Source organism: Nocardioides sp. CER19, assembly GCF_029846275.1.
In the GTDB taxonomy this organism is placed as follows: Bacteria; Actinomycetota; Actinomycetes; order Propionibacteriales; family Nocardioidaceae; genus Nocardioides.
In genome coordinates this window covers 558,850-579,887 of the sequence record NZ_JARVWS010000004.1, presented here as the reverse complement: position 1 = coordinate 579,887, position 21,038 = coordinate 558,850, and the positions used below count along the sequence as shown (strand labels likewise).

At 71.1% G+C, this 21,038-nt stretch carries 23 protein-coding genes and 1 pseudogene; 18 read left to right on the top strand and 6 right to left on the bottom strand.

Annotated features, from left to right (window positions below):
- The first annotated feature begins 18 nt into the window (after nt 1–18).
- Entirely contained in the window at nt 19–1,581 is a 1,563-nt protein-coding gene (ffh, locus tag QDS12_RS22295) for a signal recognition particle protein (protein WP_279883273.1), read from the top strand.
- A 151-nt stretch (nt 1,582–1,732) separates the two neighbouring features.
- Here the strand turns inward: ffh and QDS12_RS22290 are convergent, their stop codons facing one another.
- A complete protein-coding gene (locus tag QDS12_RS22290; protein ID WP_279883270.1) occupies nt 1,733–2,095 on the bottom strand; it encodes a PPOX class F420-dependent oxidoreductase in 363 nt (120 codons plus the stop codon).
- Nucleotides 2,096–2,141: 46 nt separating this feature from the next.
- Here QDS12_RS22290 and QDS12_RS22285 point away from each other — a divergent pair, with 46 nt between their 5' ends.
- From QDS12_RS22285 to QDS12_RS22260, 6 genes are all read left to right on the top strand, one after another.
- Nucleotides 2,142–2,507 (top strand): hypothetical protein, encoded by a 366-nt coding sequence (locus tag QDS12_RS22285; protein WP_279883268.1) that lies wholly within the window; start codon nt 2,142–2,144, stop codon nt 2,505–2,507.
- A 146-nt stretch (nt 2,508–2,653) separates the two neighbouring features.
- Nucleotides 2,654–4,738: a glycoside hydrolase family 3 protein gene (locus QDS12_RS22280; RefSeq protein WP_279883266.1), complete on the top strand. Its 2,085-nt coding sequence runs from the start codon at nt 2,654–2,656 to the stop codon at nt 4,736–4,738.
- 79 nt (nt 4,739–4,817) lie between these two features.
- A complete protein-coding gene (locus tag QDS12_RS22275) occupies nt 4,818–5,891 on the top strand; it encodes an amidohydrolase family protein (RefSeq protein WP_279883264.1) in 1,074 nt (357 codons plus the stop codon).
- A gap of 170 nt (nt 5,892–6,061) precedes the next feature.
- Complete coding sequence (gene rpsP / locus QDS12_RS22270) at nt 6,062–6,547, top strand: 30S ribosomal protein S16 (RefSeq protein ID WP_279883262.1); 486 nt, start codon at nt 6,062–6,064, stop codon at nt 6,545–6,547.
- Between the two features lie 2 nt (nt 6,548–6,549).
- Nucleotides 6,550–6,789 carry an RNA-binding protein gene (locus tag QDS12_RS22265; RefSeq protein WP_279883260.1) on the top strand — a complete coding sequence of 80 codons (240 nt, stop codon included), beginning with the start codon at nt 6,550–6,552 and terminating at the stop codon, nt 6,787–6,789.
- 99 nt (nt 6,790–6,888) lie between these two features.
- Nucleotides 6,889–7,722, top strand: a complete 834-nt coding sequence (locus tag QDS12_RS22260) for a CHAD domain-containing protein (RefSeq protein ID WP_279883259.1) — start codon at nt 6,889–6,891, stop codon at nt 7,720–7,722.
- 12 nt (nt 7,723–7,734) lie between these two features.
- On the opposite strand, the gene QDS12_RS22255 is transcribed toward QDS12_RS22260, so the two are convergent.
- Together QDS12_RS22255 and QDS12_RS22250 are read right to left on the bottom strand one after the other, a co-directional pair.
- A complete protein-coding gene (locus QDS12_RS22255) occupies nt 7,735–7,911 on the bottom strand; it encodes a hypothetical protein (protein ID WP_279883257.1) in 177 nt (58 codons plus the stop codon).
- Complete coding sequence (locus QDS12_RS22250; RefSeq protein WP_279883255.1) at nt 7,908–8,336, bottom strand: pyridoxamine 5'-phosphate oxidase family protein; 429 nt, start codon at nt 8,334–8,336, stop codon at nt 7,908–7,910. Before QDS12_RS22250 ends, QDS12_RS22255 begins: the two co-directional genes overlap by 4 nt.
- A gap of 86 nt (nt 8,337–8,422) precedes the next feature.
- On the opposite strand from QDS12_RS22250, the gene rimM reads away from it, so the two are divergent.
- The 7 genes and pseudogenes from rimM to QDS12_RS22215 all read left to right on the top strand — a co-directional run bounded on the left by rimM (nt 8,423) and on the right by QDS12_RS22215 (nt 12,618).
- A complete protein-coding gene (rimM, locus tag QDS12_RS22245; protein WP_279883253.1) occupies nt 8,423–8,983 on the top strand; it encodes a ribosome maturation factor RimM in 561 nt (186 codons plus the stop codon).
- A pseudogene (trmD, locus tag QDS12_RS22240) lies at nt 8,980–9,660 on the top strand (tRNA (guanosine(37)-N1)-methyltransferase TrmD); the annotation flags it as partial. The gene rimM and the pseudogene trmD, both read left to right, overlap by 4 nt.
- A 36-nt stretch (nt 9,661–9,696) precedes the next feature.
- Entirely contained in the window at nt 9,697–10,152 is a 456-nt protein-coding gene (locus QDS12_RS22235; RefSeq protein WP_279883525.1) for a GNAT family N-acetyltransferase, read from the top strand.
- A 191-nt stretch (nt 10,153–10,343) separates the two neighbouring features.
- On the top strand, nt 10,344–10,694 hold the full coding sequence (gene rplS / locus QDS12_RS22230; protein ID WP_279883251.1) for a 50S ribosomal protein L19: 351 nt from the start codon (nt 10,344–10,346) through the stop codon (nt 10,692–10,694).
- A gap of 36 nt (nt 10,695–10,730) precedes the next feature.
- Nucleotides 10,731–11,534, top strand: a complete 804-nt coding sequence (gene lepB / locus QDS12_RS22225) for a signal peptidase I (RefSeq protein ID WP_279883249.1) — start codon at nt 10,731–10,733, stop codon at nt 11,532–11,534.
- Nucleotides 11,531–12,316: a ribonuclease HII gene (locus QDS12_RS22220; protein ID WP_279883247.1), complete on the top strand. Its 786-nt coding sequence runs from the start codon at nt 11,531–11,533 to the stop codon at nt 12,314–12,316. The genes lepB and QDS12_RS22220 overlap by 4 nt, the downstream gene beginning before the upstream one ends.
- On the top strand, nt 12,313–12,618 hold the full coding sequence (locus tag QDS12_RS22215; protein ID WP_279883245.1) for a DUF2469 domain-containing protein: 306 nt from the start codon (nt 12,313–12,315) through the stop codon (nt 12,616–12,618). The genes QDS12_RS22220 and QDS12_RS22215 overlap by 4 nt, the downstream gene beginning before the upstream one ends.
- Before the next feature lie 2,148 nt (nt 12,619–14,766).
- On the opposite strand, the gene QDS12_RS22210 is transcribed toward QDS12_RS22215, so the two are convergent.
- Both QDS12_RS22210 and QDS12_RS22205 read right to left on the bottom strand, forming a co-directional pair.
- Nucleotides 14,767–15,198, bottom strand: a complete 432-nt coding sequence (locus QDS12_RS22210; protein WP_279883243.1) for a pilus assembly protein — start codon at nt 15,196–15,198, stop codon at nt 14,767–14,769.
- A 44-nt stretch (nt 15,199–15,242) separates the two neighbouring features.
- Nucleotides 15,243–15,833 carry a pilus assembly protein gene (locus tag QDS12_RS22205; protein WP_279883241.1) on the bottom strand — a complete coding sequence of 197 codons (591 nt, stop codon included), beginning with the start codon at nt 15,831–15,833 and terminating at the stop codon, nt 15,243–15,245.
- Nucleotides 15,834–16,160: 327 nt separating this feature from the next.
- Between QDS12_RS22205 and QDS12_RS22200 the strand changes: the two genes are divergently transcribed.
- Genes QDS12_RS22200 through QDS12_RS22185 form a run of 4 tightly spaced genes read left to right on the top strand, consistent with a single transcriptional unit; the run spans nt 16,161 to nt 20,297 of the window.
- Entirely contained in the window at nt 16,161–16,556 is a 396-nt protein-coding gene (locus QDS12_RS22200; protein ID WP_279883239.1) for a YraN family protein, read from the top strand.
- Nucleotides 16,556–18,181 (top strand): YifB family Mg chelatase-like AAA ATPase, encoded by a 1,626-nt coding sequence (locus QDS12_RS22195; protein ID WP_279883237.1) that lies wholly within the window; start codon nt 16,556–16,558, stop codon nt 18,179–18,181. The genes QDS12_RS22200 and QDS12_RS22195 overlap by 1 nt, the downstream gene beginning before the upstream one ends.
- Nucleotides 18,178–19,314 (top strand): DNA-processing protein DprA, encoded by a 1,137-nt coding sequence (dprA, locus tag QDS12_RS22190; RefSeq protein WP_279883235.1) that lies wholly within the window; start codon nt 18,178–18,180, stop codon nt 19,312–19,314. The genes QDS12_RS22195 and dprA overlap by 4 nt, the downstream gene beginning before the upstream one ends.
- 56 nt (nt 19,315–19,370) lie before the next feature.
- Nucleotides 19,371–20,297, top strand: a complete 927-nt coding sequence (locus tag QDS12_RS22185) for a tyrosine recombinase XerC (protein WP_279883233.1) — start codon at nt 19,371–19,373, stop codon at nt 20,295–20,297.
- A 66-nt stretch (nt 20,298–20,363) separates the two neighbouring features.
- Here the strand turns inward: QDS12_RS22185 and QDS12_RS22180 are convergent, their stop codons facing one another.
- Complete coding sequence (locus QDS12_RS22180) at nt 20,364–20,999, bottom strand: M23 family metallopeptidase (RefSeq protein ID WP_279883231.1); 636 nt, start codon at nt 20,997–20,999, stop codon at nt 20,364–20,366.
- Nucleotides 21,000–21,038: the final 39 nt, after the last annotated feature.

The window sequence follows — 21,038 nt, the reverse complement described above, 5'->3', positions numbered from 1 at the left end:
GATCCTGAGGACCAGAACTTGTTCGCCACGCTCTCCGACCGGCTCGCCGACACCTTCAAGAACCTGCGAGGCAAGGGCCGGCTCTCCGAGGCCGACATCGACGCCACCGCGCGCGAGATCCGCATCGCGCTGCTGGAGGCGGATGTCGCCCTGCCGGTCGTCCGCGAGTTCGTCGCTGCCGTCAAGGAGCGCGCCCGCGGCGCCGAGGTCTCCCAGGCGCTCAACCCGGCCCAGCAGGTCGTCAAGATCGTCAACGACGAGCTCATCACGATCCTCGGTGGCGAGACGCGCCGGCTGCGCTACGCGAAGACCGGCCCGACCGTCATCATGCTCGCCGGCCTCCAGGGCGCCGGCAAGACGACCCTCGCCGCCAAGCTCGCCCGCTGGCTCAAGGAGCAGGGCAAGTCGCCGCTCCTCGTCGCCTGCGACCTGCAGCGGCCGAACGCCGTCAACCAGCTCCAGGTCAACGGCGAGCGGGTCGGCGTACCCGTCTTCGCCCCCGAGCCCGGCAACGGCGTCGGTGACCCGGTGGCGGTCGCGCGGCAGAGCATCGACGAGGCCAAGCGCACCCTCCACGACGTCGTCATCGTCGACACCGCCGGCCGGCTCGGCATCGACGCCGAGATGATGAAGCAGGCGGCCGACATCCGCGACGCGATCGAGCCCGACGAGGTCCTCTTCGTCGTCGACGCGATGATCGGTCAGGACGCGGTCACCACCGCGCAGGCCTTCCTCGACGGCGTCGGGTACGACGGCGTGGTCCTCACCAAGCTCGACGGCGATGCGCGTGGTGGTGCCGCCCTCTCGATCGTCAGCCTCACCGGCAAGCCGGTCATGTTCGCCTCCAACGGCGAGAAGATGACCGACTTCGACCTCTTCCACCCCGACCGGATGGCCGGCCGGATCCTCGACATGGGCGACATGCTCACCCTGATCGAGCAGGCGGAGAAGGCGTTCGACGCCGAGCAAGCGGCCAAGGCGGCGGAGAAGGTCGCGACCGGCGACTTCACCCTCGACGACTTCCTCCAGCAGATGCAGCAGCTGCGCAAGCTCGGCTCGATGTCGAAGCTGATGGGGATGCTGCCCGGCATGGGCCAGTTCCGCGAGCAGCTCGCCAACTTCGACGAGCGCGAGATCGACCGGATCCAGGCGATCATCCAGTCGATGACCGCTGCCGAGCGGGCCAACCCCAAGATCATCGACGGCTCCCGCCGCTCCCGCATCGCGAAGGGCTCGGGCCGCGCCGTCTCCGACGTCAACCAGCTCATCGACCGCTTCGGCGAGGCCGCGAAGATGATGCGCCAGCTCGCCTCCGGCGGCGGTATGCCCGGCATGCCCGGCGCTCCCGGTGCGGCGTTCGGCAAGCGCGCCGGGGCCAAGCAGCAGGCCAAGCAGAAGAAGGGCAAGGGCGCCCGCAAGTCCGGCAACCCGGCGAAGGCGGCCGCCCAGGCCAAGGCGGAGTCCGAGAAGAAGCCCGCCGCCGCGAACCCCTTCGGCAACCCCGGGGGCGAGGAGGTCGACTACGAGGCGGCCGCCGCGCAGCTCAACCTTCCGAAGGACTTCTCCAAGTACCTCAAGTGACACCGGCCCGCGGTGAGCGGCCGACGGTTGGGTGCGTCGGATCGGTTGGTCGCTCGCCGAACGGTCACCGTGACCTCTTGGGAAGAGAGTGACACCTCCGAACGGTCACCCGTGGCCCCGACGGTCACGGTGACACGTGGCCGACACAGCCTCACTCCAGTCCGAAGGCGAACACCTTCTCCGGCGTGATGCGGATGAGCTCGGGGGAGTAGCCCGGCCCGAACGGTTCGGCGTCGGTGAGCGCCTCTGCGGTACCGCGGATCTCGAGCATCCGCGGCCGCCACGGCTTCACCGAGGCCAGGTCGTCGACCACGAACGCCACCTGCGGGTGTCGCTGGACATTCCGGAACTTCCGCGACGCGCCCATCCGGGCGCCTCCGATGACGATCCGGTGCTGGTCGTCGACCCGGTAGCCGACCGGGTTGTTCTGCGGCCCGCCGTCGGGGCCGACCGTCGCGAGCCGGCCCAGCAACTGTGAGCGCAGGTAGGCCAGCTGGGCGTCGGTGAACCTCATGCCCCCATCGTCGTCCGCCGCACCCCGCGCGGCTAGGGTCGATGACGTGTCCAGCGTCCTCGTCGTCGATGCGGCCAACGTCGTCGGGGCACGCCCCGACGGGTGGTGGAAGGACCGCGCGGGCGCGGCTCGCCGACTGCACGAAGCCCTGCTCGTCGCCGACATCGAGTACGACGTCGTCGTACTCGTCCTCGAGGGGCAGGCGAAGTCCGGCGCCAAGGCCGGCCGCGACGCCCATGTCCGCACCGTGCACGCAGCCCGCGACGGCGACTCGGCGATCGTGGCCGAGGCCCGCAGTGCGGCCGACCGGGGCCAGCGGGTCGCCGTCGTGACCGCCGACCGGGCCCTCCAGGCCAACGTCTCCGGCTTCGCCGCGACGCTCAGCCCGACGTGGCTGCTCGACCGGCTCTGAGGTCCGACCACCGTCGGAGCGCTCCCAAGTTACGGACGCGTAACGGTTGACCGGAATGTGACGTACGCAACAAAGTGGGTCGCGCGCGGTCGTCGCGCCCCGCGTCTCTGAGCCGAGGCGTCGGGACATCCCGGGAGGAGGCTCACGTGCTGTCTCTGCAGCAATCCCACCATCGCCCCATCGGTCGCCGACGGTCTCGCAAGACCCGGCTGGCGGTCCTGAGCGCCACGACCGCGGCCACCCTCGGCCTCGCCTTCCTCGCCACCCCGACGGCCGACGCGCACCATGCGACCCGGCACGACCGGTACGGCCACCACAGCCATCACAGCCAGCACAGCCACGGGCCGGCGTACCTCAACCCGAAGCTGTCCACGAAGACGCGCGTCGCCGACCTGCTCGGCCGGATGACCCTCGCCGAGAAGATCGGCCAGATGACGCAGGCCGAGCGGATCGACATCGACGCCAACCCCTCGCTCATCACGACCTACGGTCTCGGCAGCATCCTCTCCGGGGGCGGCTCGACGCCCGCGCAGAACAACGCGGCGGGCTGGGCCGACATGGTCGACCGCTACCAGCGGGCGGCGCTCGCCACCCGTCTCGGGATCCCGATGATCTACGGGGTCGACTCGGTCCACGGTCACGGCAACATGCAGGGCGCCACCGTCTTCCCGCACAACATCGGGCTCGGTGCCACCCGGGACCCCAAGCTGGTCGAGAAGATCGGCCACGTCACGGCCATCGAGACGCGCGCGTCCGGCGTCCCGTGGGTCTTCGCGCCGTGCATCTGCGTCGCGCGTGACGACCGGTGGGGCCGCACCTACGAGTCCTTCGGTGAGGACCCGAAGCTCGTGGAGTCGATGGAGACCGTGATCGACGGCCTCCAGGGTCACCCGGGCCAGCTCGACCAGCGCGACCACGTCCTCGCGACCGCCAAGCACTTCGCGGGCGACGGGCTGACGACCTACGACGCCAGCAAGGCCGGCACCGGGGCCTACCCGATCGACCAGGGCGTCGACCACGTGACCCGCGCCGAGTTCGAGAAGTACGCGCTGTCGGTCTACAAGCCGGCGATCAAGCGGCACCACGTCGGCTCGGTCATGCCGTCGTTCTCCAGCGTCGACTTCACCGACGGTCTCACCGACGGGCAGGACGGCGCGGTCAAGATGCACGCCAACCGTGAGCTCATCACCGGCTGGCTCAAGGGACAGCAGCACTTCGACGGCTTCGTCATCAGCGACTGGCGGGCGATCCGGCAGCTGCCGGGCGACTACACCGCCCAGGTGAAGACGTCGGTGCTCGCAGGCGTCGACATGTTCATGGAGCCGATCCAGGCGCCCAACAACCCGAACGGCTGGGACGTGTTCATCCCGACGCTGACCGGGCTGGTGAACTCCGGCCAGGTGCCGATCAGCCGCATCGACGACGCGGTGAGCCGGATCCTGACGGCGAAGTTCAACCTCGGGCTGTTCGAGCACCCGTTCACCGACCGGTCGCTGCAGTCGACCGTCGGCGACGCGGCGCACCACGCGCTCGCCCGACGGGCCGCGGCCGAGTCGCAGGTGCTGCTCAAGAACTCGAGCCGCACCCTGCCCCTGCACGCGCGCGCCGACCGGCCGGTCTACGTCGCCGGCAGCAACGCCAACAACATCGGCAACCAGGCCGGCGGCTGGACGCTGACCTGGCAAGGCGGGTCGACCAACGTCATCCCCGGCACGACCATCCTCGACGGCATCAAGCAGTACGCCCCGGGTGCGACCTACAGTGCCGACGCCTCGGCGGCGGTGCCGTCGAACGCGGCCGGTGTGGTGGTGGTCGGCGAGACGCCGTACGCCGAGGGCTTCGGTGACGTCGGCGGTCCCCAGTGGGCCTACGACCCCGGCGACCACGGCGTGCCGCGGCAGCCGCAGACGATGCAGCTCTCCGCCGCGGACCGTACGGCGATCGACAAGGTCTGCTCGCAGGCCGCCAGCTGCACCGTGCTCGTGGTGTCCGGACGGCCGATCATCCTGCCGCCCGAGGTGGTCGCCGAGGCCGACGCGATCGTCGCCTCGTGGCTGCCCGGTAGCGAGGGCGCAGGCGTGGCGGACGACCTGTTCGGCACCCGTGCCTTCACCGGCAAGCTGCCGGTCACCTGGCCGCGCACGCTCGACCAGGAGCCGATCAACGTGGGTGACGCGAACTACGACCCGCTCTACCCGTTCGGCTGGGGGCTGACCACCCGACGGCGGTGACGAGACCGAGGCGTCGTGCGGGTGACCGCCCCTGGGAGGGGCCCGTACGACGCCTCGGCCGACCGGTAACGTGCCGCACATGACGGCGCTCCGGTTCCACGGCCCGGTCCTTCCCGGCGGCGAGGTCCACGACCTCTTCGTCGTCGAGGGCCGGGTCACCTACGAGCACCAGGCGGGGGCCGAGACGATCGCGAGCGGCTGGATCGTGCCTGGCCTCGTCGACGCGCACTGCCACCTCGGTCTCGGCAACGACGGCGAGGTCAGCAAGGAGGAGACCGAGCAGCAGGCGATCGCCGACCGTGACGGTGGCGCCCTGCTCGTCCGTGACTGCGGTACGCCGGCCGACACCCGCTGGATCCAGGAGCGCGACGACCTGCCGCGCCTGATCAGGGCGGGCCGGCACGTCGCCCGCACGCGCCGCTACATGCGCAACTTCGCCGACGAGGTCGAGCCCGCCGACCTGGCGGCCGCCATCGCCCAGCAGGCCCGCCGCGGCGACGGTTGGGTCAAGCTCGTCGGGGACTGGATCGACCGCGAGGTCGGCGACCTGACGCCGTCGTTCTCGGCCGAGGACTTCGCCGAGGCGGTCAAGATCGCCCACGACGCGGGCGCGAAGGTCACCGCCCACTGCTTCGGCCGCGACGTGCTGCCCGGCCTCATCGAGGCCGGCATCGACTGCATCGAGCACGGCACCGGCCTCACGCCCGATCTCGTCGACGCGATGGCCGAGCGCGGCACGGCGCTGGTGCCGACCGTCGTCCAGACCGAGATCTTCCCGGGGCTGGCCGCCGCCGCGGAACCGAAGTTCCCCACCTACGCCTCGACGATGACCGACCTCTACGCGCGGCGCCGCGAGACGCTCATGAGCGCGTACGACGCCGGGGTGCCGCTCTTCGCCGGCTCCGACGGGGCCGGCAACCAGCGCCACGGTGTCCTCCACGAGGAGGTCGTCGCACTGCACCGCATCGGCCTGCCCGCCGACGTCGCGCTCGGCGCCGCGTCCTGGCGGGCGCGCGAGTGGCTCGGCTTCACGCCCGACCTGGCGGAGGGCAGCGAGGCCGACTTCATCGTCTACGATGCCGACCCGCTCGCGGACCTCACGGTGCTGGCCAGGCCGGCGGCCGTCGTGCTGCGCGGGACGCTGGTCGGGTAGCGGTCGGATTTCGACCCGCGGCGGCACCTCTGGCAGACTTGCCCGTCGAGTCCTGTACGGGCGGCCCCTCTCACCGGCCGTGCAGCGTCCGCCGAGGAGCGGGCGTCGGTGTTCCCCACCTGGTCGCGCGATCCTCACCCACACACGAATTCCGAAGGAATACCACAGACGTGGCCGTCAAGATCCGTTTGAAGCGCCTGGGCAAGATCCGGGTCCCGCAGTACCGCATCGTCGTCGTCGACTCGCGCAAGAAGCGCGACGGCCGGGTGCTCGAGGAGATCGGCAAGTACCACCCCAAGGAGGACCCGTCCTTCATCGCGGTGGTCTCCGAGCGCGCGCAGTACTGGCTCGGCGTCGGCGCCCAGCCGACCGAGGCCGTCGAGGCGATCCTCAAGGTGACCGGTGACTGGCAGAAGTTCAAGGGCCTCCCGGGCACCGAGGGCACCCTCAAGGTCGCCGCTCCGAAGCCGGACAAGCTCGAGCTCTTCAACAAGGCGCTCGCCGAGGCTCACTCCGCCCCGACCTCCGAGGCCGTGACCAAGGCGTCGAAGAAGACCGAGAAGAAGGCCGAGGAGGCCCCGGCCGCCGAGGCTCCCGCCGAGGACGCCCCGGCTGAGGCCGAGGCGCCCGCCGCTGAGCCCACTTCTGGGGCCTGATCATGCTCGCCGAGGCGCTCGAGCACCTCGTCCGCGGCGTGGTCGACCACCCCGACGATGTCGTGGTGCGTGACAAGCAGCTGCGGCGCGGGTCGATCCTCGAGGTCCGGGTCCACCCCGACGACCTCGGCAAGGTGATCGGCCGCGGCGGCCGCACGGCTTCCGCGTTCCGCACGGTGATCGGGGCCCTCGCGGGCAAGAACGGCGCGCGGATCGACTTCGTCGACGTCGACCGCCGCTGAGGTCGAGCACACGCTCGGAACGGGCGTCATCCCACCTCGGGATGACGCCCGTTCTGCTTCCCCGGCTACCGTGGAGGTCTGCTCGGTGGAGGAGGCCGCATGACGACTGACCAGTCCGACGATCCGCTCACCGCCTACCTGCGCGACCAGGCCGACGCGGTCCTCACCGGAGCCGCCCGTCTCCCCGACGCCGAGGCGATCCACGCGACCCGCGTCGCCGCCCGCCGGCTGCGCAGCACCGTCCGGGTCTTCGCCCCGCTGCTCCGCCTCGCGCCGGCCGACGTCGCGGAGGCCGACGAGGAGCTGCGCTGGTACGCCGGCCGGCTCGGCGAGGTGCGCGACCGGCAGGTGCAGCGGTCGAGGTTCTCCGCCGCGCTGGCCGACCTGCCGGCCGACCAGGTCCTCGGCCCGGTCACGTCCCGCATCGACGGCACCCTCCTGGCGGAGCAGGTCCATGCCGAGGAGGAGCTGGCGAAGGCGATGACCTCGGAGCGCTACCAGGCGGTCCAGGACCTGCTGCAGACCTGGCGCCGCGAGCCACCGGTCGACGAGGCGGACGCCCGCCGGCTGCGCAAGCGGGCCCGCAAGGCCGCGCGGAAGGCCGAGCGCCGGCTGGAGGAGGCCTGCGCGTCCCGAGCCGACGACGACCTGCACCGCGCGCGCAAGGCCGCCAAGCGGGCGCGCTACGCCGGCGAGCTGCTACGCCCGCTGGGGCACGGCAAGAAGCAGCGGAAGCGGTTCAAGGGGATCCAGCGGATCCTCGGCGACCTCCAGGACGCCGTGGTCGCCGAGGCGACGCTTCGACGGCTGGTGAGCGGCGTCCCGGCGGGCGTGAGCGGCTTCACGTTCGGCCTGCTCCACGCCCACGAGCGTGCGGACGCCGAGCGGCTGCGCGAGCTGGTGTGCTCGACGTACGCGGCAGGGGAGTCCTGACGGCGGAGCCGCTCAGCGGGCGCTGACGTCGCCGTCGCGGTCCAGGCGGTAGCCGCGACCGACGGTGTGCGCGGCGATGACCTGGACGACGTGGTACCTGGCGCCGGCGACCCAGGAGCGCAGGCCGGCGGCGTCCGCGCGGTGCGCGGCCTCGTGCCGCTGCCGGTGCCGGAAGTGGCAGGGCGTCAATCCGCCGGGCGGATGCGCCGCCAGGGCCGGTGCAGGCTGAACTCGCGGCCGGTGATCTCGTCGGGGGCCAGCTCGACGACGAAGTACTTCGGCGTGTCGACCCAGACGTGGAGCGCGATGTTGTCGGCCCGGTACTCGTCGGGCTCCTCGAGGCGCCTGGCCCGGCCGCGGATGACGACGCTGCGCGCGGTCTCGCCGTCCACCTCGTCGACCTCGAAGGCGACGGACCCGCCCAGCTCGACGCCGACGAGCTTGGTGCCCGGGGCGGTGCGGAACAGGAGGGTCCTGCCGTCCACCGCGTAGTTCACCGGCACCAGGTGGACGTCGTCGGTCAGCCGGAACGCCAGCCGCCCGAGCTCCTGCGTCGCCAGGAAGTCCCAGCACTCGTCGAGCGTGAGCTCCCGGACCGGGCTGTCGTCGTCCATCCGCCGCCTCCTCGAGTGGTCCCTGCCGACGTTAGCGGCGGCGGGCAGCGTGGCCCAGGGTCGAGAGACCCTTGACGTGCGGAACAATGTCGCCCGTGGAGTCCATCGAGGTCCTGGTCGGCCGCATCGGCAAGCCGCACGGCATCCGCGGTCACGTGACGATCGACGTGCGCACCGACGAGCCGGAGCGCCGCTTCGCGGACGGTACGACGCTGCGGGCGGTGCCGCCCAAGGGGTCGGCGTTCGGGGAGCGCACGCTCACCGTCGAGGGGAGCCGCTGGCACCAGGGGATCCTCCACCTGCTCTTCGCTGAGCTCGACGGCCGCGACGCCGCCGAGGCCGCGCGCGGCGTGCTGCTCTACGTCGACATCCCCGCCGACGCGACGCCCGACGACCCGGACGAGTACTACGACCACCAGCTGGTCGGCCTGGCGGCGTACGGCACGGACGGCGCGCACCTCGGCGAGGTCACCGGGCTCGTCCACGGCGGCGCCCAGGACCTGCTGACCATCCGTACGACCGACCGCCGCGAGGCGCTGGTGCCGTTCGTCAAGGCGCTCGTCCCGGTCGTCGACCTCGCCGGGCAGAGGGTCGTCATCGACGACCGCCCGGGCCTCATCGCGCCGCTGCCGGAGGAGGACGAGTGAGGCTCGACTACCTCACGATCTTCCCCGACTACCTCGCGCCGCTCTCGCTGAGCCTGCCCGGCAAGGCGATCGACAGTGGACTCCTCGAGGTGCACGTCCACGACCTGCGGAGCTGGACGCACGACCGGCACCGCACCGTCGACGACACGCCCTACGGCGGTGGGGCGGGCATGGTCATGAAGCCCGAGCCGTTCGGGGAGGCGTTCGAGGAGCTCGGCGTCGGCGAGGGTGTGACGGTCGTCTTCACCACGCCCAGCGGCGAGCCCTTCACGCAGGCGCTCGCGAGCGATCTGGCCACCCGCGACCGGATCGTCTTCGCCTGCGGGCGCTACGAGGGGATCGACCAGCGGGTCCTCGACCGCGCGCGCGAGGTCGCCGAGGTGCGGGAGATCAGCATCGGCGACTACGTCCTCAACGGGGGAGAGGTGGCGGCGCTCGCCATCACCGAGGCGGTCGTGCGGCTGCTGCCCGGCTTCATGGGCAATGCGGAGTCCCTCGTCGAGGAGTCCCACTCGGGCGAGGGGACGGGGCTGCTGGAGTACCCCGTCTACACCAAGCCCGCGTCCTGGCAGGGGTACGACGTCCCGCCGGTGCTCCTCTCCGGTGACCACGCGCGGATCGCCGCCTGGCGCCACGAGCAGCGGCTGCGCCGCACCGCGGAGCGCCGGCCCGACCTGCTGCACGCCAGCGCCGCCGGCAGCGAGTGGGAGATCGTGCCCGCCACCCGCGGCGACGCCGGCGAGATCCTCACCCTGCAGCGCGCCTGCTGGGTCCAGGAGGCACTGACCAACGACTCGCTCGACATCCCGGCGCTCCACGAGTCGCTCGCCGACGTCGAGGAGTCGCTGCGCGTCTGGGACAACTACGTCGTCCGCGTGGCCGGGCGGCTGGTCGGGGCGGTCCGTGGGCGCCTCGACGGCGAGGCCTGGGACATCGGGCGGCTGATGGTGGCGCCCGACGTGCAGGGCCGCGGCCTCGGCCGGGTCCTGCTCGAGCACATCCAGGCGGTCGCCGCACCGGCCGCGACGTCGTACGCGCTGTTCACGGGGGTGGCCAGCGCCGAGAACCAGCGGATGTACAAGAAGGCCGGGTTCCGGCTGCGGCCGGACCTGGAGGCGCCGCCGGGCGCGGTGGTTCTCACGAAGCGGCGACGGATTTCTGGCTCCTGACGCGACTGTGGCAGACTCTTCGCTTGGTCTTCGTCGGCCGAAGGACCGCTCCGAGCAAGATCGAGCGGAGGGTCCGCGTCGGGCTCCTGCCACAGGGGGAACCGCACGCCGCCGGCCAGCATGGCGAGGCCCCCACCTGAAGAGCAAGTTCCCAGACCGCGGCTGACCTGTGGCATCTGCGAGGAGAGATCATGACCAACGTGCTTGCCGAGATCGGCAACACCAACAAGCGAACCGACGTTCCGGACTTCCGCGCCGGCGACACCGTCAAGGTGCACGTCAAGGTCGTCGAGGGCAACCGGTCCCGTATCCAGGTCTTCCAGGGTGTCGTCATCCGCGTCCACGGCTCGGGCGTCGGTCGCACCTTCACCGTCCGCAAGGTCTCCTTCGGCGTCGGCGTCGAGCGCACCTTCCCGCTGCACTCCCCGATCTTCGAGACCCTCGAGGTCGTCACCCGCGGTGACGTCCGCCGGGCGAAGCTCTACTACCTGCGCAACCTGCGCGGCAAGAAGGCGAAGATCAAGGAGCGCCGCGAGGCCTGATCCGGCCCCGGGCCGGAGTCTCCTTAGACTCTGCGCGTGACTTACGAGGACCGCGACATCTCCACCGTCGAACCGGACGGAGGAGGGTCGCGGTCCTCGGCGTCTGGGGGGTCGGCACGCCACCCGCACCTGCCGGTCTGGCAGGAGACGATCCTGCTCCTGGCGGGGGCGCTGATCCTCGCCATCCTCATCAAGGCGCTCTTCGTCCAGGCGTTCTACATCCCGTCGGAGTCGATGGAGCCGGGGCTGGTCAAGAACGACCGGATCCTCGTCGAGAAGCCGTCGTACTGGTTCGGCGGGACGCCGCAGCGGGGCGACGTCGTCGTGTTCAAGGACCCGGGTGGCTGGCTCGGCCCGGAGGACGTCTCCGAGGCGTCCAACCCCGTGACGCAGCTGCTGACGAAGGTGGGGCTCTATCCGTCCGGCGGCCACCTGGTGAAGCGCGTGATCGGGGTACCGGGCGACGTCGTGGAGTGCTGCGACCAGCAGGGGAGGCTGCTCGTGAACGGCAAGCCGGTCGACGAGTCGGCGTACGCCCGGCCGGCGGCGACCGGATGCGCCCCCGGGAGCTCGGGGGTCTGCTACGGGCCGATGCCGGGCGTGAAGCACTGGAAGACGCAGCGCGTCCCGAAGGGCATGCTGTTCGTCATGGGCGACAACCGGGCCCATTCGGCCGACTCCTCCTACCACCTGTGCACGCCCAACGAGACCGACTGCTCCGACTCGCCGTGGGTCGCGGAGGACCTCGTCGTCGGCAAGGTGGGCGCCGTGGTGTGGCCGGCGAGCAAGTTCCGGATCGAGCACCGTCCGGACAGCTTCGACGCGGTGCCGTCGCGATGAGTGCCGCCCCGACGCTCCGGTTCGAGCGCACCCTGTTGCGCGGGGGAGTGCGCCACCTCGCGGCGTGTGACGAGGTAGGCCGCGGCGCGCTGTGCGGACCGGTGACCATCGGCGTCGTCGTCATCTCCGAGACGACGCGTACGGCGCCCCAGGGCGTGCGTGACAGCAAGCTGCTGACCCCGGAGGCGCGGCAGCGGCTGGTGCCTAAGATCCAGCGCTGGGCGGCCTGCTGGGCGGTCGGCCACGCCACGCCGGGCGAGATCGACGAGTTCGGCATCATCCCGGCGCTCCGGCTCGCCGGTCACCGCGCGCTCGCCCAGCTCTCGATCGTGCCCGACCAGGTGCTCCTCGACGGCAACCACGACTACCTGACCCCGCCGGCGCCGGCTCCGCTGGTCGAGCCGGTCGAGGTGCCGCTGTTCGACGTGCCTGTCGCACCCGCGGCGCTCCCCGTCGCCCCTGCGCTCGACGAGCTCATCGACCTGCCGCCGGTGCTCACGCGCATCAAGGCGGACCTCACCTGCGCCGCCGTCGCGGCCGCCAGCATCCTCGCCAAGACCGCCCGCGACGCGCTGATGGTCGAGCTCGACGGGGAGCACCCGGAGTACGGCTGGCTCGAGAACAAGGGCTACTCCGCACCGGCTCACATCGACGCCCTCGCGCGGTTCGGCCCGACCACCCACCACCGACGGTCCTGGAGCCTGCCCGGGGTGACCTCCGGACTAGAGTCTGACCTGCCCGTCGTCGTACCTGGTGAGGGACCTGTGGAGGAGACTGCATGAGCGCCGAGGACCTCGAGAAGTACGAGACCGAGATGGAGCTGACGCTCTATCGGGAGTACCGCGACGTCGTCGGCATCTTCAAGTACGTCGTCGAGACGGACCGTCGTTTCTACCTCTGCAACCAGGTCGACGTGAAGGCGCGCAGCGAGGGCGGCGACGTGTTCTTCGAGATCTCGATGAGCGACTGCTGGGTGTGGGACATGTACCGCCCGGCGCGGTTCGCCAAGAACGTCAAGGTGCTGACGTTCAAGGACGTCAACGTCGAGGAGCTGCAGCCGGCGGACATCGACCCGCCGAAGTAGCCTCCTCGACATCGACTCGCCGAAGTAGCCTCCTCGACCGCGGAGCGGCGTCGGGCCGCCCCGAGGTGCGTCAGTGGGGCATGTTGATCAGCTTGACGCCCTTGCTCACCTGGCTCAGCGCCGTGATGAAGATCGGCGCCATGTCCTGACCCTTCGCAGCGCAGAAGAAGAAGTCGCCGTCTGCGTTCTCCGCAGTGATGTCCGCCGTGCTCCCGCAGCCGTTCGAGTCGGAGGACGAACCGTTGTCCCGGGGGGAGGCGGCACTCGCGAGGACCGACGTGATGACCTGGTCGTCGGCACGCTGAACGGTGACCGTGCCGTTCTGCTTCATCGGCACCGAGTACGTGACGGTGATGTTCTGCTTACAGCTGGTGAGGATGCCGTACGGCTTGGACTGACTGCCGTCCTTGCCGTTGCTGCTGTCACGGCAGGCACTCGGCGAGACGTCGCTGACCCAGGCCGAGCCATTGCTCGACGGTGTCCCGGTCAGGGTCGTCTGCGGCGTCTGGGGCGAGTTGCACGACGACGGTTGCGCGTTGCAGCTGCTGCACGTCAGACCGCTCGTCGCGTAGCCGACGGTGATGAGCAGCACTCCCGCGGCCTTCGCGGCTTCAGCCACGGCCTGGAAGTTCTTGCAGGCCTGCTGGCCTCCGAAGAGCGTCGTCGTCTTGGCCGTCACGGTGGTCACTGACTTGTTCTTGTACGTGTAGGTGTATTTGCTGCCGTTGGTGTAGGACGTCGGCGGCGCCGGCGAGAGCCCAGAGGGCGCACCGGACTGAACCGTCCCGTCGACGGTGAAGGTGGACGTCGCCGGAGGCGTCGAAGAGTCGTTGTAGTTGGAGAAGATGTCGCCGCTGTTGTCGAGGCTCGTCGATCCGCCGGTCGTGAAGTTCTCCCACGGCTGGCCATCGGTCTCGAAGATGATCACCTTGCGCGGAACGCCCGCCCGTCCCGCGCCTCCGATCGCTGAGACGTTGTTGGTGTCGCCCGGCTTGTTCAGCACGTAGCGCGCGGCCGACTTCAGTGGTGACGCCAGCGCGGTGCGGGTGGGGGGATCCGTCGTGCTGAGGCAGCTGATCGCCTTGTAGAGCGGGTTGGTGGTGTCGAGCGTCCGGACTCCCGCTGCGTTCAGGGTGTTGTAGTCCTTGTGGAACTGGATCGGGATCCACGAGCCACCCGAAGCGATCGTCTCGTTACTGCTTGGAAAGATCAGGCCGTGCGCCGTGCTGCTGCAGGCTTTCGTCTCCGGGCTCTCGGAGCGCTTCAGGTAGCTCGGGCCGAGGGCGCCGAAGGCGACGTACTGCTGTTCGGGCGTCATCACCTTGAGCATCCCCTTGATGCCGTCGGCGAGGTCCTCGCGGTAGTCGTGGTTCTCGGGGTTCATCGTCATCGACAGCGTGCGGTCGGCGACGATCACGACGTCCATCGGATTAGGCGCGATCGCGCCGCACACGCCCTTGCAAGCGACGGCGATCTGGGATCCGGTCGATCCCTGGTCGATCCCGAGAACCGGTGCGAAGCTGAACGGCACGTCCGCGCTGGCGCCCACGCGGATCGTGTTGCAGGTGATCGGCAGGCCGTTGTACGACGACGTGCCCGGACTCCAGTTGTTGGCTGGCCCGGCGCTCAGGGCGCAAGGAACGGCGCACAGGGTGTTGTTGCAGGTCATGCTGTAGTGCGAGTTGTCCCAGGCTCGTACCCGGTTGCCGTACTCCGACTGTTTCCAGGTCGTGGTCGCCGACGCCGGATCGGGGTTGCAGACGCCTGCGGTCTGGCCGGCGCTCGGGATCTGGTAGTCGGCCACCTGTCCGCCACCGCTGACGACGAACGGCGTGCCGTCGCCGTTGAGCTTGCGACCGACCACGCACCAAAAGTCGATCTGGCTCGGATTCAGGGTCCCCTGACCGTTCTTCGCGAAATAGGTGATCGCGTTGGTCGCGGCGTCCCTGATCCCGGTCGCATCGGTGTCCAGGTAGTACGCGGCGGCGGTCGCGGCGGCATCGAGCTGGTTCTTGAGCAGGTGCTTGCGGTTGACCTGAGACGCGAGGTCGACGCCCAGGGCGGCGACGCCGAACAGGACGATCGCCAGCGCGGCGACCATGATCGCCACGGCGCCACGCTCACGGCGGGGGCGTGAGAAGAAGCGCCTCATTCCCTGATCATCTCCGAGGTCCGGGTCAGCAGGATGGTGTTGCCGGTGCAGGAGCCGCCGCCGAAGAAGCCGCACAGAGCACCGACGGGCGTGATCCAGTGGTGGGTGTACGCGATGGTGACCTTGACCGCCGAACCCGACTTGGCGTTGGCGTTGTAGTCGCCCGCGCCGGTGCAGTTCGCGGCCGGGGCCGGGTTCGTGCACGTGATGCTGATGTTCACGTCAGCACTCGGGACGGTGACACCGATGTCGTGGAGCTCGTCGGTCACGACCTGGTTGATCTCCGAGTAGGTGCCGTCGAGGCTCGCTGATCGGGCGGCGTCGCGTGCGACGTTGTTGATGACGTTGCTGCGGTCGATCATCCAGCCGAAGTCGATGATGCCGAACACGAGCATCAGCAGGAGCGGCGCGATCAGCGCGAACTCCACGATCACGGCTCCGCGGTCTGACTGACGACGTCGGCGTACGGCGGTCACGAGGTCACCATCTGGCAGCTTCCGGAGGCGGAGGTGACGTGGAAGGTCTCGTGCTTGCTGATGCCGATGCCCTGGGAGAAGACGCCGGTGAGGATGCTGTGGTTCGCCTTCATGTAGACGCCGAGATCGTCGGAACAGACGTCGATGTCGTCCGCGTCCCATTGACCGCCGACGTAGTCGAGCGTCTGCCGGTCGGCGTCCCACGTGTAGGCCATGCACTCCGTCTCGCAGCGGCGGAAGTGGTCGTTGGCGGGGTTGCCCGCAGGAAAGCCGCCTGCGTCCGCCTTGTAGATCCAGAGCTCGGTGATCTCAGCCTTCGACAGCGACGACTCGGCGCGGGCGATGGCTGCGGCGGTCACCGTGCCGAGCGCGGGGGAGTCGCCGTCGCGCAACGCGGCCGAGGACGCGGCGGCGTGGCCGCCGTCGCGGACCAGAGAGCTCAGGGCGACGTTGTCCTTCATCAGGAATGCCGTCTCGGCGATGCCGAGGACGATGATCACGAGGAGCGGCGCGACGAGGGCGGTGTTGAGAACGACCGCTCCTGCGGCGACCACGCCACGTGCGCGTGAGCCCGCATGACTGCGCATCGTGGCTGCACACCTCCCCAAAGAAGTCGGCCCCCGGCGGAAAACGTAGGGGGGCCTCAGACTCGCCGCATAGCAGACGCGGTCGAGTTCACTCCAACGGGCTAGAGGAATGAGCCGGAGTGACTACGACGACCCGGGACCTCGGCGGCCGGTCGCGGTGAAAAGCGTGTCTTCCCGATCGGGTCGTGCCCGCAGCATAGGAGGACACCGGCGATCCTGGGACCCTGCCGGGCCACTTTGCGTCCACAGCCTCGCCATCGAGCGCCCTTCTCCACAGGCCGACAGCACCAGGCCCCAGCTGTCCGAAGGCGCCCCGATGCTCGTCCTATGACAGCGATCGGCTCGGAGGTCAGCGACATGGCGACAACAGCGGCAGCCCGCGCTGCGCTCGGGTACTACGGCGAGTCGGTGGCGGAGCGGCACCTGACGGGGCAGGGGATGGTCCTGCTCGACCGCAACTGGCGGTGCGACGAGGGCGAGCTCGACCTCGTCCTCCGCGACGGGTCCGTCCTCGTCGCGTGCGAGGTGAAGACGAGGAGCGGAACGACCTGCGGTACGCCCCACGAGGCGGTCGGACTCGACAAGCTCGAGCGGCTCCGCCGGCTGGTCGAGAGGTGGGCGGACGACCGTGGGCTCAGGCCGCCCGAGATCCGGATCGACCTGGTGGCCGTGCTGCGGCCCGGTCGCGGCGCGGCGGTCGTCGATCACGTGAAAGGCCTCTGATGGGCGTCGCCACGGCGAGCACGGTCGCTCTCCAGGGGGCGGTCGGACACCTCATCGACGTTCAGGTCGACGTGTCGCGTGGGATGGTCGGCACGACCATCGTCGGCCGCCCCGACGTCGCGCTCAACGAGGCGCGCGACCGCTGCCGCATGGCGGTCAACAACAGCGGGCTGCGGCTCGGGAGCCGTGACGAGGAGGAGCGGACCGCCGAGTGGCCGAGCACGCGCCGGGTCACGATCCTGCTCTCGCCGGCCGACCTGCCGAAGAGTGGGACCCACTTCGACCTCGCCATCGCCGTCGCCACGATGGGAGCGATCGGCGTCGTGCCCGTCGGTGCGCTTGCCGGGACGCTGTTCATCGGCGAGCTGACCCTCTCGGGTGGCCTGCGCAGCGGGCCCGGGGTCCTCCCGATGGTGCTGGCCGCCTCGACCCGAGGGATCAGGCGCGTCTTCGTTCCCGAGCCGCAGAGCCGTGAGGCCGCCATGGTCCCGGGGATCGCCGTCTTCGGCGTGCGCTCCCTCGCCCAGGTGCTGTGCGAGCTTCGCGGCGAGGAGGTGCCCGAGGCTCCGCCCGTCGCGCCCATGTCGGGCAGCCGGCTGCTCGCGTGGCGCGGCCAGGAGCGGATGGCCGAGCAGGATCTCGCCGACCTGCTCGGCATGCAGGATGCCCGCTTCGGGCTGGAGGTCGCCGCCGCCGGGGGCCACCACCTGATGCTCTCGGGGCCCCGTGGCGCAGGAAAGACAACGCTCGCCGAGCGGATCCCCGGCATCCTGCCTGATCTCACCCTCGACGAGTCGCTCGAGCTGACGGCCATCCACTCCCTGGCGGGCGCGCTGGAGCCGACCGACTCCATGCTGTCGCGTCCGCCGTTCTTCGCGCCGCACCACGACGCCAGCAAGGCGAGCCTGCTCGGCGGCGGCACCGGTCGTGTCCGCCCCGGGGAGATCAGCCGCGCGCACAACGGGGTGCTGTTCTTGGACGAGTTCCCGTTGTTCCAGTCCGACGTCATCGAGGCACTGCGCCAACCCCTCGAGAGCGGCGAGGTCACCATCGCCCGCGGTGAGGAGTCGGCGACCTTCCCCGCCCGGGGCATCGTGGTCCTCGCCGCGAACCCGTGTCCGTGCGGCGACTTCGACGTCGACGCCGGTCGCGACCGGTGCATCTGCACTCCCGCTCGACGCAACGCCTACCGTGCCAAGTTCACCGGCCCGATCGCCGACCGGATCGACATCCTGCGCCACGTCCGCCCGGTGACCGGTGACGACGCCAGGGACCCGCTGGCCCGGGCTCCGGAGACGTCGGCGACCGTGCGGCAGCGGGTTGCTCTCGCACGGGAGCGTCAACGCGAGCGCTACGCCGGCCGGTCGTGGCGGCTCAACGGCCAGGCCCCGGGGCCCATCCTGCGCCACGAGTGGCCGCTCAGCGAGACCGCCGAGCGACTGCTCGACCAGCAGCTGTTCGGCGGTGGCCTGACCCGGCGCGGTGCGACCCGGGTCCATCGGATGGCCTGGACGATCACCGATCTGTGGGGCACCGAGCGGCCCGGGGTGGAGGAGCTCGACGTCGCGCTGCGGCTGCGCCTGGGTCAACCGCTGCAGGACGCGATCCTGAGGCAGGCCGTATGAGCGCGTCCGAGGCCGAGCGCCTCGCCAGGGTCGCCCTCGCCATGGCGTTCGAGCCCGCCGACCCGGACCTGGCGCGAGACGTTGCTGCCCGCGGAGCGGTGAGTGTTCGAGAGGACCTGTTGCGCACGGGCTCGCGCGATGGGAACCGCAAGGACGCGGTGGCCCGACTGGCCGCGGTCGACCCCGCCCGCGACCTCGAGCGGGCGCAGACGAATGGCCTGCGCTTCGTCGTCCCGGGCGACGACGAGTGGCCGACGCAGCTCGACGACCTGGAGCACGCTCCCGAGATCGTCGAGGGGCGCGGTGGAGTCCCGCTGGGGCTGTGGGTACGCGGGCCGGTGACACTGGACTCGCTCGACGACTCCGTCGCGGTCGTCGGCTCCCGCTCGGCCACCGACTACGGCACCAGCGTGACTCGGGAGATGTGCGGCGTGCTCGCGAAGAGCAGGTGGGCAGTCGTGTCCGGCGCCGCCTTCGGCGTCGACCAGGCCGCCCACCGCGGCGCGGTCGCCGCTGGCGGGCCGACGGTCGCCGTCCTCGCGTGTGGCGCCGACCGGATCTACCCCGCCGCCCACGAGCGGCTCCTCGAGCACCTCGCCGAGCACGGGGCGGTCGTCTCCGAGGCGCCTCCCGGCGCATCCCCGATGAAGCTGCGGTTCCTCGCCCGCAACCGCATCATCGCCGCGCTGACTCGGGGCACGGTCGTCGTCGAGGCGGCCCCGCGCAGCGGCGCCCTCAACACCGCAGGCTGGGCCGACGGCGTGAGCCGCCAGGTGATGGGCGTGCCCGGTCCGGTCACGGCTCTGACGTCAGCCGGAGTCCATCTCCTGATCCGACGTGGCGCAACGCTGGTGAGCAGCGGGGCCGAGGTGCTCGAAGCCGTCGGAGCCGCCGGCGACCACCTCACCGTCGACGTCCGGGGACCCGAGAGACCGCGCGACCACCTCAGCGTGCGACAGCTCCAGGTGCTCGACGCACTGCCGGTCGGCCGCCCGTCCGGCCTCGACTCCATCGCCCGGATCGCGGGCATGGAGGCGGCGGAGACGGCACGTCACCTGGCGGACCTCACCCGCAACGGCTTCGCCGAGAAGGCGGGCGCCGGGTGGAGGATCACCGCCTTCGCCCGGACCTGACCCGACGGCGGGCGTGTCGCGCTGGTCGGATCGACGCCGTCGTCCACCCTGGGACGGTGGACGACGCCGACCTGCCCGAGGACTTCGCGCGCCTGTTGGCCGACTACGAGCGCCACCTGCGCTCCGAGCGCGACCTGACCGCCCACTCGGTCCGCGCCTACATCGGCGACATCGAAGGTCTGCTCGACCACGCCCATCGGCTCGGGATCACATCGGTCGACCAGCTCGACCTGCGCACCCTGCGGAGCTGGCTCGCCAAGCAGCAGACGACCGGACGTGCCCGCACCACCATCGCGCGCCGGGCCACCGCCGCCCGCGTCTTCACCGCATGGCTGGCCCGCACCGGGCGGACCGCGAGCGACGTCGGGTCGAGCCTGGGGTCGCCGCGGGCCCACCGCACGCTGCCCCCGGTCCTCCGCGCCGACGAGGCCGATGCGCTCATCCGGTCAGCCGCCGAGCTGGCCGACGACGGCAGCCCGATCGGGCTGCGGGACGTGGCGATGCTCGAGCTTCTCTACGCGACCGGCACCCGCGTCGGCGAGCTCGTCGGGCTCGACATCGACGACGTCGACCGCGACCGCCACGTGCTCCGTGTCTTCGGCAAGGGGCGCAAGGAGCGCACGGTGCCCTACGGCGGCCCTGCTGCCCGTGCGCTCGACGCCTGGCTCGTCCGCGGCCGACCCGCTCTCGTCGCGGACGGCGCCGGCGCCGCGCTCTTCCTGGGTGCACGTGGGCGCCGCATCGACCAGCGGGCCGTCCGCACCCTCGTGCACCGTCGCATCGCTGACGTCCCGGGTGCCCCCGACATCGGCCCCCACGGGCTGCGGCACACCGCCGCGACCCACCTGCTCGAGGGCGGCGCCGACCTGCGCTCCGTGCAGGAGCTCCTCGGGCACGCCTCCCTGGCGACCACCCAGCTCTACACACACGTGAGCACCGACCGCCTGCGCCGCGCCTACCAGCAGGCGCACCCCCGGGCCTGAGCCGACGTCCGACGCGGTGGCCGCCCGTGCGGCCCGGACGCAGGACGTCCGACGCGCGGCGCAGCGCTACAGCCCTCGCGGGAACCGCAGCAGCTGGAGCGGGGGCCGCGGCCCGGCGTACGGCGAGAGGGCGCGTCCGGCCGACCGCGCTCCCTCGTCGGCGGGCCGGTCGCGCCAGAGGGGCAGCAGTCGGACCGGCGTCGCGCCGACCAGTCGCAGTGGGTCCAGGTAGACGTCGTCGACGTTGCGGATCCACCCCCAGTGCAGGCAGGCCGACGGGAGGCAGTGCGACTGCACCGAGGTGAGGGTGCCGAGCGGGGCACCGGCCGCGACGAGGTCGCCGACACCGACGGAGGCGCTGACCGGCTCGTAGGTGGTCCGCGTCGGGCCGTGGTCGACCACGACGACGCCGCGCCCTGCCAGCGCGCCGGCGAAGGTCACGCGGCCGGGCAGCGCGGCGAGCACGGTCTGGCCGACGTGGCCCAGCAGGTCCACGCCTCGGTGACCCGGCCCCCAGGGGGCGGAGGGCGGGTCGAACCGCTGGACCACGTCGGGAACGGGGGAGAGGGGCCACACGCCGACCGGATCCGACTCCCCGGTGGCGCTGGCCGGGGATGGGCCGAGCATCAGGGAACCGACCAGCAGGACGACGACGAGTTGCCAGCCGGGGAGCCGGGTCGGGGCGGCGGTGGACGACCTCATGCGCCGACGATGCCCGGGCTGCGGGCCGGGCCGCATCGG